We start from the raw sequence: 13,068 nt of genomic DNA on the forward strand, positions 1-13,068 counted from the left end.
ACTACTTATATTCCGCTAATAAAATATCAATATCAGTAATTAATTTTTGAGTTTCCTCTTCACTTGTGCCATCATATACTCCTCTGATGTATTTATTGTGGTCAATGAGTACTAAATAACCAGAGTGGTCGTAGCCACCTTCGACTGTATCATCCTCTTTGGTAAAAACTAAATATTTGTCTGAGATACCATAAATATCAGCTTTAGTACCTGTAACGAATTGCCATTGGTCATTGTCAACACCTAACTTATTTGCGTAAGCCTTTAGTATACTTGGGCTATCATATTTGAAATCAATACTATGTGATAAAAATGATACGCCATTATTACCTTTGAATTTTTCGTAAGCTTTTAACAAGTTACGCTGCATTGTAGGGCAAATAGTAGGGCAGTGGGTAAAGAAAAAATTGGCAACATATACTTTGTTCTCAAAGTTTTTTTCCGAAATCAATACACTATCTTGATTCAAAAACTGAAAATTAGGAATAGCAGGATAAATGGTATCTGTGATTGTCTGACCATCTACAACTTTTTCTACCACCTCTCTATCGCCAATAATTGGCAATTTCTTTGGTTCATTTTTGCAGGCCAAAAATGCAAGAGATACGATTGCTACGGCTACTAAATTTTTTATCATAATTTTTTAGAATTTACCTAATTTGGTGTTGCTCTCTAACGAAACATCTTCAAATTGCTTTTTCATCTTAGTGATTCTGTCGATTTCAGCTTTTTGATAAGCAACATCAGTACTGTCCGGTGCGTAGTCGCGCATCCAAGTCATCATATTATCTGTTGCGTCTTCTAAATTTGTTTTCAAAGTTTCCAATTCGGATTTCACAACAGCAGTATCTAATGATTTATCTTTCTGCGCGATAACTGATAAATTTTCTAATATCGAATCAATTTTGATGGTAGTACGGTCAAAATGACTAATCTGCGGCATGATTTCATCATGAATTCTGATTGCTTCCTCAGATAATTTTTGATGCTGCGTAGACTCTTTTGTTGAATTTTGTTGACAACTACTCAATGTTGCAATAGATACACAAATTGCTAATAATGTTTTTTTCATATGATTACAGTTTAAGCTGTTTTTACTTTGTCTTGTTGTATTCGTTTTAATTTGCTAAAGTCAAATGTCAAATCTCGGATATAAATTTCATTTTGACAAACTGCGCATTTCGTACCTTTTTTATCAAAGACTTCAGTCGTAAAAGTTTTGATTACTTTGCCGTTTTCTTTAATTGTTTTGAAGGCTTCATCTATCTCATCTTCATTAAGTTGAATACGATAAGTTAAATCAGTAGTTCCGGGTTTAAGGTAATCTATTTTAGCAGATTTCAACCATGCTACAGTTTTTTTTAAACCCTTTTGTTTGAAAAGTTGGTCCAATAGAATAGAATGCATCGGGTCTAATGCAGAGAAAATTGTACCTCCAAAAACTGTTTTATTCGAATTTATGTTCAAAAAGCTTTTGTAAATCTTAACCTCTGCACCTCTAAAATTGTCGTATATCTTCCTCACCCAAATGCGTTGAAACACAAAAGGAGGATAGGTACGCAAAACCCACTTAAGACTTGATGGCGTTAATTTCATGCCGCAAAATTACGATTAATTGCATGGACAATCGTCAAATATCCGCAATATGTTGCTTAAAATAATTTTGTGTGTTATCTTTCCTAAGTATTTCAAACCTAAATCATGAAAGAGAAAAGCAACGTCGTTTTGTTAGTCACGGTAGCCGCTCTTGGTTATTTTGTCGATATATATGACCTCATAATTTTTTCAATTGTCCGAATCAAGTCTTTTCAAGATATCGGTGTGCCCGAAGAATTGATGCGAAGCAAAGGCGAGTTTGTACTCAATATGCAAATGGGGGGACTGCTTTTGGGGGGATTGATTTGGGGCGTGATAGCGGACAAGTATGGTCGAATTAAAGTGCTTTTCGGTTCGATATTGATGTATTCACTGGCTAATATTTATAACGGTTTTGTGCAAGATGTTAATACGTATGCGATTATTCGATTTATCGCAGGAATTGGTTTGGCTGGTGAGTTGGGAGCGGGAATTACATTAGTGAGTGAAAGTATGCCTAAAAATAAACGCGGTTATGGTACGATGATAGTAGCTGGTGTTGGGGTTTTAGGCGCTATCTTAGCGTATTTCGTGTCCGAATGGTTTGATTGGCGAACAGCATATTTTGTTGGTGGCGGGATGGGCTTACTCCTTCTATTGATGCGCGTTGGGACATTCGAATCAGGAATGTTTACTAAGACGGCTACGCAAGAACATATTCAAAAGGGAAGTCTCAAATTATTATTTGCAAGTAAGGAGCGTATCGTACGCTATATTTATTGTTTGTGTATCGGATTGCCGATTTGGTTTGTCGTAGGGGTGTTAGTGACGCAGTCACCCGAAATCGGGAAAGCTCTAGGAGCTCCCGTCATATTGAGTGCAGGAAAAGGAGTGATGTTTACCTATTTGGGGATATCGGTAGGCGATTTTTTGGCGGGACTATTAGCACAATGGTTGAAATCTAGACGTCTTGTTGTATTAATTTGTCAGATAATGATTTTGATTACATCCATTTGGTATTTGAATAGCGAGGGAATTACCGAACAGAAATTTATGTGGATAGCATTTTTAATGGGATTAGGCGTTGGATATTGGGCAACTTTTGTGACTATTGCTGCAGAACAATTTGGAACGAATTTACGTGCTACTGTCGCGACTACAGCGCCTAATTTTGTTCGTGGCGCACTAATTCCATCTACGATTTTGTATGGATTTTTAGTTAACCAATGGGGAATAATCTGGGCAGCAGGGATTACTTTAGTCTTGCTAAGTGGTATTGCCATATTTGCTTTATCTCAACTTAAAGAAAGTTTTGATAAGGATTTAAATTATAATGAGGAGCAAGGTTAGTGAATAAATTACATAAATGATTGTCACAGCACAAGCTATACATACAAAGTCGTCATTTCGACCATAAGGGAGAAATCCATTTTTTTATTTTGAGAAAGATAATGGAGGCTTGAAAGAGTTGTTTTAAATATTTTTTTAGATTTCTCCTTACGTCGAAATGACGAGGAAAATCACTTTGTAAAGCAACAATGGTATAATTCTTTAATTAAATAACCTATCCCGATGTAATTAATTTTTGTTAAGTTGAATGCCTTGTGAACTTTGTGCTGTTGATGCGTCCATAAGAGTTGATGTTAATGTTAATGAATCATCACTAATTTCTAAAATGCACATTTCAACATATCCATTCTTTTCATAACTACTAATTTTTGTTATATCATTTTCTTCTTTCTCGAAAACTAGGGTTTTGTAGTTTTTATTATTCAATAACTTAATACAGTCTTTAGAGATTTTCTTAAAGATTTTTCTTACATCTCGGTCGTCATCGTCTTTATCTATTGACATAGTCGTCACACCTGAAGATACAGATAAATTAACTCCATTTTTATTTTCGTATTTATGAAATAAGGCCTTCGATGGAGTTTGAGCAATTGCTAATGTAATACCAGTGACTGATAGAAATAATAATAAAAGATAATTTTTCATTGAATTATAATTTAAGTTGCTGTAGTTAAGTTACAGATAATTTTTAAAAATAAACAATAAAAAATAAAAAATAAAAAATAAAAAATAAAAAATAAAAAATAAAAAATAAAAAATAAAAAATAAAAAATAAAAAATAAATTTTTACTTATCAGGACACTTTTTACAGCGTTTTCCTCTTTTATATTTTTTGCAACATTTTTTGAGGGCACAACATGAAAAATCAGCAAAGGGATTAAATCCTTTTGCTGATTCTTTTATATCTAGAATAAGAATACTATTGTCTTGATTCAACTCACTTTGCATACTCATCCTACAAAGATAGTTATTTAGAATGATTTTAAATTAAACAAAGTTTAGTTTTTCTCTCAAGTCTTGAGATATCATTGCTGTGGCAGAATTGATGATTTCGGGATCATCTGTATTGTTAATGATGACTTTGTCCGTTATTTCTCTATAGGGGAGTAGATACGTATTGTACGAAGGTACGACATGATTGATCCATTTGTACATCACGTCATCATGATCGTAGCCGCGCTCTATCAAATCTCTTTTCAATCTTCTTTCTAACGCTACATCCTCATTGGCATCCAAGAAAATACGATAATCTAGCAAGTCATTCACCTCAGTATAGTGAAAGATAAATAAACCTTCTACAATCAAAATCGGAGCAGGTTTTATTTCCAACATTTTAGGTTTGATGTTGGGATTATTAAACGTATACTCTTCTTTGTAGACTGTTTTTCCATCAAACAAATCTTTGATGTCATTGTAAAAAGCTTGACGATTTATAGCCGTTGGCAAATCAAAATTATACAATCTATTCTCTTCCTGCGTCTTTGTATTAGCAGGGATATAATAATCATCTTGCGAGATTAGCGTAATATCTGAATCTGCAAAATGATTTAAAAAGCTTTTAAGAAAAAATGTTTTGCCAGATCCACTACTTCCAGCGATACCAATTACGTATGGTTTGTCCATTTATTGAATTTAATTCCTATGTTTTAATTTAAGGGCACACCATAGGTGATTTCGACTTGGAATCTTTTATCCAAAACACCAATCGATGAAGCTACAGATTTGGATAGAATAACTATTGCCCCTTGTGTGTCGTGATTGTCGTTAAATTTTCCCACAACTTTTGCAAAGGTAACACTTCTATTCATAGGATTCGTAATTTTTAGAATAGTTCCTATTGGCGCTGTCTTGTGCAAAGCCAAACTCGTATTTCCATCATTCTCCAAATCACTAAGCCATACACCTACACCTTTCTCTTTATTTTCACGGATTCCGTATTTATTTGGTTTGAATGCAGAATCATCAATAGGGTTATTTTCTTCGATTACCTCTTGAATTGGCTCAACTGCCACAACTGGTGGTTCTTCAGCAGGTAAAGCGTGATTAGGAATTTTTAGAATTTGTCCCTCTTTCAAACTATCTGAGGTCAAATTATTGATGCGTTTAATATCTGGAACAGAAATGCCGAATCGTCGTGAAATCGCAAATAGTGTTTCGCTTTTGCCAACTTTGTATTCCGTGATTTCGTTAGGGTTAATTAATACAGGAGCATTATTAGGTTTGTTTTGCGAATTCGTATTTTGAGCTGTTGGAACCGATAAAGTTGGACGTGTTTCTACAGCTGCACCACGAGGTATACGTACAGAATCTCCTACACGAAGATTCTTTTTGTTATTGGCCGCCATGATATCATTTACAGGAACTCCATATATACGACTAAGCTGATAATATGTTTCTTTGGATTTAAGTTTGTGAATGACGAATCTTTTACCATTTACATTCTCAGTTCCTATAGAATCTAATCTATTTTCTATGTTCGGTGCTACTGTTATATCTATTGATTTAGCGCTACCAAATGTTGGAATAGCTAAGCCAAAAACAAATAAAAAAGCTAAATTATGATACGTGTTAAAAGTCTTATGCTGCTTCATATCTTACAATTATACTAAATACGAGGAAATTTTCATTTTATTACTTGATAAAAAGAAAATATGCTCTTTGACAGTAAAATAAGGTTGAGGGATTAATTTGTCCATGTCTTCTATTATCATTTTGCTGTCAAACAATTCATTCTTAGAGGATAATGAAAGGTTAAGGTTATATTTATTTGAATTAGTTGTATGGTAAGACCATAAAAATAAATCGCGATAGGGTTGCAACCAAATTTGGTCAATGTAAGAGATATCGCTTAGAAAGGAAGGCAATTTTCCTTGGAAATGAATCGGATAATGTATATCCCTTATGGGGAATTGGGGGACGCAATCAAATTTGTTAGTAATTTCGCCAGTAGCAATATCTATGTAAAAATTTATTCCTGTCAGAATAGAGCGATGTGTCGCTAAAATGGTGTTTTTATAAACATCTTTAATCACATATTCCATGTATGTAAAAATGGTGGCTTTTGTCGGAATATGTATCACTTGAATACCCGCCTGAATCGGCGAATAGTCACCAAATCTTTTCAAAATGAGGTAATCACCCTGTATTTCTTCCAATGTCCATTCTCGTGAGTCTACTTCATACAAGTCTAGTTTGGCATCACCAGAGAATGAAAAAACAGAGAAGCTAGGAAGTGTAGATTCAGGATTTCGAATTTCTACCGCAATCTGAGTATGTGCACAGTCGACTTCTATCTTCCATATTGGGAAAGGAAAATTTCTTTCAAATGCTTTATTTATTGTATATTTATTCATACCAATGCGCAGAAATATGCTATACAAATTTACTAAAACTATTCTTTTATTTGTGTTTTTAATATCGTCTTTTGGCTCACAAGGACAGTCGATATTTAAAACAGAGCTGAAAGAAGACGTCGGACCAAACTCATGGCGTATCATCAAAAAATCTTATGATCAAGCGCTTAGCGAGAAGTCAGATTATTTTCTGATAGAGATGAATACCTTTGGTGGAGCGGTTAATTTTGCTGATTCAATCCGTACTTTGTTGTTGAATTCTAAGATTAAAACCGTTGTTTATATCAACAATAATGCGGCATCAGCAGGCACTTTAATATCCTTGGCTTCGGATTATATCTTTATGCAATCCGGGGCATCTATGGGTGCAGCCAGCGTGGTAAATCCACAAGGCGAAATAATGCCAGAAAAATATCAATCTTATATGAGAGGATTGATGCGTGCAACAGCTGAAGCTAAAGGTAGGGATCCTAAAATTGCAGAAGCTTTTGTCGATCCTGCGATTTCGCTTCCAGAATGGAAAGCAGATGGACAAATTCTTACTTTCACAGCAGCAGAGGCAGTAAAGGCAAATGTGGTCAATGCAGAAATAAAGAAGGAAAGCGATATATATCATCAATTGCAAATTAATGTGCCAAAAATTACTGCGTATCAGAAAACGGTTGTAGATCATATTATTGGTTTTTTGGTTAATCCATTGATAAGTGGATTGTTGATAATGGGGATAATTGCAGGGATATATTTTGAGTTACAGACACCGGGAATTGGCTTTGCTATGGTCTTGGCAATTGTGTGTGCAGCCTTGTTCTTTGCGCCATTATATTTACAAGGATTAGCGGATCATTGGGAAATTGCTATTTTCTTAATTGGCGTTGTATTACTTGCCCTTGAAGTATTTGTGATACCAGGATTTGGTGTCGCAGGTATTTTCGGTATTATCTTTGTACTTTGTGGGCTTTCTTTTTCGATGTTATCGAATGATTTTTTTGATTTTAAAATATCTAAACCAGGTTTATTAATGAATTCATTTTTAATTGTAATAGGATCGATGGTATTATCCGTCGTATTAATGGTAATATTTGGCAAAAATCTATTACAATCTTCCGCATTTAAGCGCTTAGTGTTAGAAGACGAACAACGTGCGGATACAGGATACACGTCCTCCGTGCCTAAAGTTAGTTTGCTTAATAAAAATGGTATAGCACGTACAGTATTGCGCCCATCTGGAAAGATAGAAATTGAAGGTGTATGGTATGATGCTGTAGCGCTGGACGGATTTGTAGATATGGGCGAATCAATATATGTCGAAAAACATGAAAATTATAATCTATTTGTTCGCAAATTAGCGGACAAACCAGAATCATTATCATAAAAAAGGGCTTGATTTAATTCAAGCCCTAATAAATAGTAGTGTAATTTTAAGTAAGTTTACCTGCTGCAATCCGCAAACCAGGTTTTCCCATCTTTCGTATATGATATATCCAAATTTGATGCCGAAATTGAAACTCTCCCTAAGGCTCCATCTTCAAAAATAATCACATTACCTTCACCTTTTTCCATTTTTATACCGTTCAAAGAAGGAATTCCATCTGAAAAGTTGAAATTGTAAGTGTCACCAACTTTAGCCACTCGTACAGAACCACTTGTGGAGCTTTTGCTGTCTCCAAGGCCTTCATTATAGCGTACAGTACCATTATAAGTGCCTACAAAAAGATCGTTGTCTACTGGATCATCGTCTTTACTACATGAGGAGAAAGTAAATAATGCAATAAATAATAAGCTTAAAATTTTGATAGTGTTTTTCATAACGTTTAATTAGTGTGTAACAAAAATTTTATTAAATCAATCAATAAAATGCAACCACTGTGCCATGGAAAGTTGTATCACTATCTTTTAACGTTATTTTAACATTTACTTATTGAAACATAATATTAAACTAAAATAAGGAAAGTTGATTTGTGGAGGGGGTTGATCTATTAATTTGTGCATACTCAAATTGAATTAAATTTAGTTTGTTTTTTAAACAATGCAACTTAAAAACATCTCTTATAATTTGAGCAACATTCCCTGAACCTCTCATGCGTTCTCCAAAATTTGAATTATTCACCTGCCCATTGTGGCAACTCATTATAGCATTCCATATTTTTGTTGCTGCATCCGGATAAGCCACTTGTAACCAATCATGAAATATTTCGCCAATCTGACCATTAAGACGGACTATAATATAATTTGCCCATTTGGCTCCAGCTTCGCTAGCTGCTTTTAACATTTGAGGAATTTCTGAATCTGTCAGTCCAGGAATGATAGGAGCGACATTGACTCCTATTGGGATATTAGCATTTGCTAATTCTTCGACCACACGCAGTCGTTGTTTTGCAGTAACAGTTCTTGGCTCTAACTTTTGTCGTGTAGACTCCTTTAGTGAGGTAATGGATACATAAACTTTGATTAGACCTAATTTTGCTAATTCAAATAAAATATCTTTGTCTCGAAGTATCAATGCGTTCTTAGTAATGATGCTGATTGGCTGTTTGTAATGAAGTGCTAACTGTAGGATATTTCGAGTGAGCTCCATCTCTCGCTCGATAGGTTGATAGCAATCCGTATTGCCTGACAAATGTATAGGACTGAAATTCCAGTTTTTCCTAGTTATAAAATCTTCGAAAAGTTTAACGGCGTTAGTTTTGATGATAATCTTTCGTTCAAAATCCAACCCTGATCCCATATCCCAATACTGATGGGAATTTCTTGCGTAACAATATACACAGCCATGTTCACAGCCTTGATAAGGATTTGCCGAATACCCCATTCCTACATCTGGACTTTCTACTTTGTGAACTAAAGTCTTTGCTTCAGAATGAATGAAAATCGTGTTATTTGATTCAGACTCAAATGAATCTATTGCTTCTGTATGAAATTTCCCATACACATCGTGTACAAACTTATTTTGTGGATTGTATTGTGCTCCTCTACCTTTTATATACTCCTTACCTTCCATATGAAAGTAAAAATACTAAAAATTTTAGCAAAACAATTACTTCACTTGATTTTTTAGGTAACGATAAATTTCAATTTGGGATTGAAAAGCTTCTTTATTATTTTCTACATAATCATTACTTAATAAATCATCTAGTTTTCTAGCTTTAACGTTGTCAGATAATTGTATATGTAATATATCAATAAGTTGCTTTTTTAATTTTGGGTCACTGATTTTTACAGCAGCTTCTATGCGGTAATCTAAATTTCTTGTCATCCAATCTGCTGAAGATAAATAGACCAATTTTTTACCTCCATGATAAAAATATAATACTCGAGCATGTTCAAGGTATTGATCGACAATACTGATCGCATCGATAGGTTCTTTAAAAGATTCTTGGTTTACAGCACAATATATTCCCCGGACGATCATTTGGATTTTTACGCCAGCTTCTGCAGCATCATATAGTTTCTTTATTAGAGGTTTATCACTTAATGAATTTATCTTAATAATAATATGTGCTTTTCGACCAGCTAGTGCTTCGGTTATTTCTTCGTCGATATGTTCCAATAATCGATTTCGCATGTCTGTAGGAGAGAACAAAAGTCCTTTCCCCGAAACCAAATAGTCTTCAAGGATGGTTTTGGGTTTCCGCAATACGTGAAATACCTTATTGATGTCAGCCATAATTGTACGATTGCTCGTTAAAAGACAATAATCTCCATAGACTTTAGCCGTTTTTTCATTAATATTTCCTGTGCTGACGAACCCATATTGAATCGTCTTATTCGCAACACGTTTTTTGATGATACACAATTTTGCATGTACTTTTTTATTTGGAACGCCTACCAATACTGTAATACCTTCGGTTTCGAATCTTTCTTTCCAGTGAAGGTTATGTTGTTCATCAAATCGCGCACGAAGTTCAAGCATTACAGTTACATTCTTACCATTTCTGTGCGCATTAACAAGTGCATTGCCGATCTTAGAATTTGTAGCAAGACGATAGGCAGTAATCTGAATAGAGATTACATCTGGATCTATTGCTGCCTCTCGAAGTAAATCGATGATGTGATCAAAATTGTGATACGGAAAAGCTAATAAGAGATCTTTCTTGACTATGACATCAGCAATACGATGTTGTTCAGCTAAATCAGGGTGTAGTATTGAGGTTCTTTCAATTGGTGGTTTATATTTTCTAAAAACACTTGGAAAGTTCATGAAGTCTTTAAAATTATGAATCTTCTGCCCAGGAATAATACTGTCTTTTTTGGATATATCTAGTTTTTTAATTAAAAACTCTACTAAGTTTTGATTCATATTTTGGTCAAATACAAAGCGTGTAGGTTTACCTTTACGTCTATTTTTGACAGCTTTGGCAATTTTATCAGCCAAATTTGTATTGATGTCATTGTCTAAATCAAACTCGGCATCACGAGTGATTTTGAAAGCATGTGCTTTAAAATCATCAAATCCAAAAAAGGAGAAAATATAGGGAAGATTAAATTTGATGATATCTTCTAATAATATTACATGAACTTCTTTTTTAGGTGAGGGTAGAATCGTAAAACGATCGATAAGAGAGGTTGGAATTTCTATGACCGCAAATTTGGTTTCATATTTCCAATCTTGCATTTTCATTGCTACACCGAGATACAAAGATTTGTCGCGAATGTAGGGCATAGGACGATTTTCGTCGAGTAGTAGCGGAATTACATTAGATTCAACTTCGTTGATATAGAAATTGCGTACAAATTCTTGTTGTTGTTCGTTCAGATCGTAAGTATCTTTAATAACAACTCCCTTTTTTGCCATTTCTTTCTGCACTTCCAACCAAACTTTTTCAAATTTTTTCTGCTGTTTAATTACTTTGGTGTTTAATTCATCCAAAATTAGCTGTGGCTTTTCAAAAAAAATGTTTTTTGCTTCTTTCTCATCGACAAGCAAAGCACGTTTGAGTCCGGCTACCCGGACACGAAAAAATTCATCTAGGTTATTCGAAAATATACCTAGAAATTTGATTCTAGATAATAATGGAACAGATTTGTCTGCTGCTTCTTGCAATACGCGTCCATTAAAACTAAGCCAACTAATGTCTCTAGGAATATACTTTCGTGTCATGAAATAATTGTTAACTCAAATGTACTTTTTGTATATTAATTTTATGTTAATTTGTTGTGAACAAATTATTTCGAACCTCTTCTTTTTATAATGTTTAACGCCTCATATTTCGATGTGTCGTAATGCGGAGGTTCTAAGGTTAGTGTAGTAGGATAGGGTTTATTTTTGTCAAAAAAGAAAACCCTTGTAACGCTGTTAAAATCATTCACTGGAAAAATTTCTGCACATGCCTCATACTTTGCATTTGCTATATCTCCAACTGTAACGGCATAAATACGTTCTATTCCACCTTTATTTTGTTCGTTTCGCACAAATGCTACTTCTTCAAAATCACCAGGTATATCCGCTATACTTGGCTGACTATAGGAATCCCATATCATGTACCCTAAAAATATAATTAGAGGTATAGCTATTAGCCATACCTTTCTAGTATTCTTCATTATAAGTATTATAAGCTAATTTTAATGTTTAATAATTTGTAGAATCCCTTTAATATTTCTTGATGTCCAGGCCAAGCAGGTGATGTCACTAAATTACCATCTACTACAGCTTGATCCGCAGGAATATTTTTCCAAGTTCCACCTGCTAATTCGATATCTGGACCTACTGCAACATAAGCAGTAAGAGTTCTACCTTGTAATACTTTTGCTGTTGTCAACACTTGTATGCCATGACAAATAGCTGCTACGGGTTTGTTCGCTTCGAAGAAATGCTGCACAATCTCAATAACACGTTTGTTCAAACGGATATATTCAGCTGAACGACCTCCTGCGATGTACAAACCGTCGTAATCTGAAGGATTTACAGTATCAAAATCCTTATTAATAGCGAAGTTGTGTCCACGTAATTCTTTATATGTCTGATCTCCTGTGAAATCATGAACAGCAGTAGGTACTACATCTCCTTTTTTGCGGTCTGGAGCAATAGCATCAACTTCGATTCCAACTGCGCCCATTGCTTGAAAAGGCACCATAGCTTCATAATCTTCTACATAATCACCAACTAGTAATAATACTTTCTTTGCCATTGTTTATTGTTTTAAGGTTTTAGTAGTAAAACATCATTCTATTAACTATTGTTTTCGATATTTCGTTCGAATATTTCTTTAAGTGTACGTTTAGTCTTACGTACCTTAGCTTCCAATTGACTGCGCAAAAGCATATTGGTGACACCTTTACCTTCTTCAAAATTTTTATTAAATTCTGGTAATGAAAATGTATCCAATACCTTGGCGCCATCGAAAGGTAATCGTGCCTCAGCAATGCTCAATACCGATTGACCACCACGCGCACCTGGACTAGTCGCTAATAAAAAGACTGGCTTCCCATTGAATATTTTACGCCCCTTGATCCGTGATACCCAGTCAATAATATTTTTGTAGCAGGCATTATAATTTCCGTTATTCTCAGCAAACGAAATTAAAATGAAATCCGCCCAGTCGATCTTCGCTGCAAAATCTAATGCTTGTTGTGGAATACCTTGCTCTGCCTCCAGATCCACAGAGAATACCGGCATAGCATAATCATTGAGATCAATGATTTCTTTGCTATCATCAATTTCTTTATAATATTTAGAGACACTTGTTACAAATTTTTTGTTAATGGATTTGGAGCTGTTGCTCGCTCCGAAAGCTAATATTTTCATATGTCTAATATAACTAATGCGATCTAAAATCTTGTAATATCGAAGTCA

General features: G+C 34.4%; 15 protein-coding genes. 2 read left to right on the top strand and 13 right to left on the bottom strand.

Annotation, left to right across the window (positions count from 1 at the left end):
• Position 1 precedes the first annotated feature (1 nt).
• Genes GOQ17_RS06220 through GOQ17_RS06230 form a run of 3 tightly spaced genes read right to left on the bottom strand, consistent with a single transcriptional unit; the run spans position 2 to position 1,596 of the window.
• A complete protein-coding gene (locus tag GOQ17_RS06220) occupies positions 2-637 on the bottom strand; it encodes an SCO family protein (protein WP_159636342.1) in 636 nt (211 codons plus the stop codon).
• A 6-nt stretch (positions 638-643) separates the two neighbouring features.
• A complete protein-coding gene (locus tag GOQ17_RS06225) occupies positions 644-1,072 on the bottom strand; it encodes a transposase (RefSeq protein WP_159636344.1) in 429 nt (142 codons plus the stop codon).
• Between the two features lie 11 nt (positions 1,073-1,083).
• The gene (locus GOQ17_RS06230; RefSeq protein ID WP_159636346.1) at positions 1,084-1,596 is read right to left on the bottom strand and encodes a YiiD C-terminal domain-containing protein; all 513 of its coding nucleotides are present in this window, start codon (positions 1,594-1,596) and stop codon (positions 1,084-1,086) included.
• 105 nt (positions 1,597-1,701) lie between these two features.
• Between GOQ17_RS06230 and GOQ17_RS06235 the strand changes: the two genes are divergently transcribed.
• Entirely contained in the window at positions 1,702-2,925 is a 1,224-nt protein-coding gene (locus tag GOQ17_RS06235; RefSeq protein WP_159636348.1) for an MFS transporter, read from the top strand.
• 228 nt (positions 2,926-3,153) lie between these two features.
• Here GOQ17_RS06235 and GOQ17_RS06240 read toward each other — a convergent pair whose 3' ends face one another.
• The 4 genes from GOQ17_RS06240 to GOQ17_RS06255 all read right to left on the bottom strand — a co-directional run bounded on the left by GOQ17_RS06240 (position 3,154) and on the right by GOQ17_RS06255 (position 6,278).
• Positions 3,154-3,570, bottom strand: coding sequence for a hypothetical protein (locus GOQ17_RS06240; protein WP_159636350.1), 417 nt, complete (start codon positions 3,568-3,570; stop codon positions 3,154-3,156).
• A gap of 342 nt (positions 3,571-3,912) precedes the next feature.
• Entirely contained in the window at positions 3,913-4,548 is a 636-nt protein-coding gene (locus tag GOQ17_RS06245) for a uridine kinase family protein (protein ID WP_159636352.1), read from the bottom strand.
• Positions 4,549-4,571: 23 nt separating this feature from the next.
• Positions 4,572-5,516 carry a septal ring lytic transglycosylase RlpA family protein gene (locus GOQ17_RS06250; protein WP_159636354.1) on the bottom strand — a complete coding sequence of 315 codons (945 nt, stop codon included), beginning with the start codon at positions 5,514-5,516 and terminating at the stop codon, positions 4,572-4,574.
• Positions 5,517-5,525: 9 nt separating this feature from the next.
• Positions 5,526-6,278, bottom strand: coding sequence for a hypothetical protein (locus GOQ17_RS06255; protein ID WP_159636356.1), 753 nt, complete (start codon positions 6,276-6,278; stop codon positions 5,526-5,528).
• Between the two features lie 4 nt (positions 6,279-6,282).
• On the opposite strand from GOQ17_RS06255, the gene GOQ17_RS06260 reads away from it, so the two are divergent.
• Positions 6,283-7,650 carry an NfeD family protein gene (locus GOQ17_RS06260; protein WP_159636358.1) on the top strand — a complete coding sequence of 456 codons (1,368 nt, stop codon included), beginning with the start codon at positions 6,283-6,285 and terminating at the stop codon, positions 7,648-7,650.
• 56 nt (positions 7,651-7,706) lie between these two features.
• On the opposite strand, the gene GOQ17_RS06265 is transcribed toward GOQ17_RS06260, so the two are convergent.
• The 6 genes from GOQ17_RS06265 to GOQ17_RS06290 all read right to left on the bottom strand — a co-directional run bounded on the left by GOQ17_RS06265 (position 7,707) and on the right by GOQ17_RS06290 (position 13,020).
• The gene (locus GOQ17_RS06265) at positions 7,707-8,084 is read right to left on the bottom strand and encodes a hypothetical protein (RefSeq protein WP_159636360.1); all 378 of its coding nucleotides are present in this window, start codon (positions 8,082-8,084) and stop codon (positions 7,707-7,709) included.
• Positions 8,085-8,214: 130 nt separating this feature from the next.
• Positions 8,215-9,276 (bottom strand): PA0069 family radical SAM protein, encoded by a 1,062-nt coding sequence (locus GOQ17_RS06270; protein WP_159636362.1) that lies wholly within the window; start codon positions 9,274-9,276, stop codon positions 8,215-8,217.
• A 36-nt stretch (positions 9,277-9,312) separates the two neighbouring features.
• Positions 9,313-11,376 (bottom strand): polyphosphate kinase 1, encoded by a 2,064-nt coding sequence (gene ppk1 / locus GOQ17_RS06275; RefSeq protein WP_159636364.1) that lies wholly within the window; start codon positions 11,374-11,376, stop codon positions 9,313-9,315.
• Between the two features lie 65 nt (positions 11,377-11,441).
• Complete coding sequence (locus tag GOQ17_RS06280) at positions 11,442-11,816, bottom strand: hypothetical protein (protein WP_159636366.1); 375 nt, start codon at positions 11,814-11,816, stop codon at positions 11,442-11,444.
• 8 nt (positions 11,817-11,824) lie between these two features.
• Positions 11,825-12,403, bottom strand: coding sequence for a DJ-1/PfpI family protein (locus tag GOQ17_RS06285; protein WP_159636368.1), 579 nt, complete (start codon positions 12,401-12,403; stop codon positions 11,825-11,827).
• Positions 12,404-12,444: 41 nt separating this feature from the next.
• Positions 12,445-13,020 (bottom strand): NADPH-dependent FMN reductase, encoded by a 576-nt coding sequence (locus GOQ17_RS06290; RefSeq protein ID WP_159636370.1) that lies wholly within the window; start codon positions 13,018-13,020, stop codon positions 12,445-12,447.
• Positions 13,021-13,068 lie beyond the last annotated feature (48 nt).

Source organism: Sphingobacterium composti (assembly GCF_009829075.1).
GTDB lineage: Bacteria > Bacteroidota > Bacteroidia > Sphingobacteriales > Sphingobacteriaceae > Sphingobacterium > Sphingobacterium composti.

Bases quoted from the DNA above. Each gene is read 5' to 3' on its own strand.
- GOQ17_RS06235 (WP_159636348.1), top strand. From the start codon at position 1,702: ATGAAAGAGAAAAGCAACGTCGTTTTGTTAGTCACGGTAGCCGCTCTT.
- GOQ17_RS06280 (WP_159636366.1), bottom strand. From the start codon at position 11,816: ATGAAGAATACTAGAAAGGTATGGCTAATAGCTATACCTCTAATTATA.
- GOQ17_RS06270 (WP_159636362.1), bottom strand. From the start codon at position 9,276: ATGGAAGGTAAGGAGTATATAAAAGGTAGAGGAGCACAATACAATCCA.
- ppk1 (WP_159636364.1), bottom strand. From the start codon at position 11,376: ATGACACGAAAGTATATTCCTAGAGACATTAGTTGGCTTAGTTTTAAT.
- GOQ17_RS06225 (WP_159636344.1), bottom strand. From the start codon at position 1,072: ATGAAAAAAACATTATTAGCAATTTGTGTATCTATTGCAACATTGAGT.
- GOQ17_RS06260 (WP_159636358.1), top strand. From the start codon at position 6,283: ATGCGCAGAAATATGCTATACAAATTTACTAAAACTATTCTTTTATTT.
- GOQ17_RS06285 (WP_159636368.1), bottom strand. From the start codon at position 12,403: ATGGCAAAGAAAGTATTATTACTAGTTGGTGATTATGTAGAAGATTAT.
- GOQ17_RS06265 (WP_159636360.1), bottom strand. From the start codon at position 8,084: ATGAAAAACACTATCAAAATTTTAAGCTTATTATTTATTGCATTATTT.
- GOQ17_RS06240 (WP_159636350.1), bottom strand. From the start codon at position 3,570: ATGAAAAATTATCTTTTATTATTATTTCTATCAGTCACTGGTATTACA.
- GOQ17_RS06220 (WP_159636342.1), bottom strand. From the start codon at position 637: ATGATAAAAAATTTAGTAGCCGTAGCAATCGTATCTCTTGCATTTTTG.
- GOQ17_RS06255 (WP_159636356.1), bottom strand. From the start codon at position 6,278: ATGAATAAATATACAATAAATAAAGCATTTGAAAGAAATTTTCCTTTC.
- GOQ17_RS06250 (WP_159636354.1), bottom strand. From the start codon at position 5,516: ATGAAGCAGCATAAGACTTTTAACACGTATCATAATTTAGCTTTTTTA.
- GOQ17_RS06290 (WP_159636370.1), bottom strand. From the start codon at position 13,020: ATGAAAATATTAGCTTTCGGAGCGAGCAACAGCTCCAAATCCATTAAC.
- GOQ17_RS06245 (WP_159636352.1), bottom strand. From the start codon at position 4,548: ATGGACAAACCATACGTAATTGGTATCGCTGGAAGTAGTGGATCTGGC.
- GOQ17_RS06230 (WP_159636346.1), bottom strand. From the start codon at position 1,596: ATGAAATTAACGCCATCAAGTCTTAAGTGGGTTTTGCGTACCTATCCT.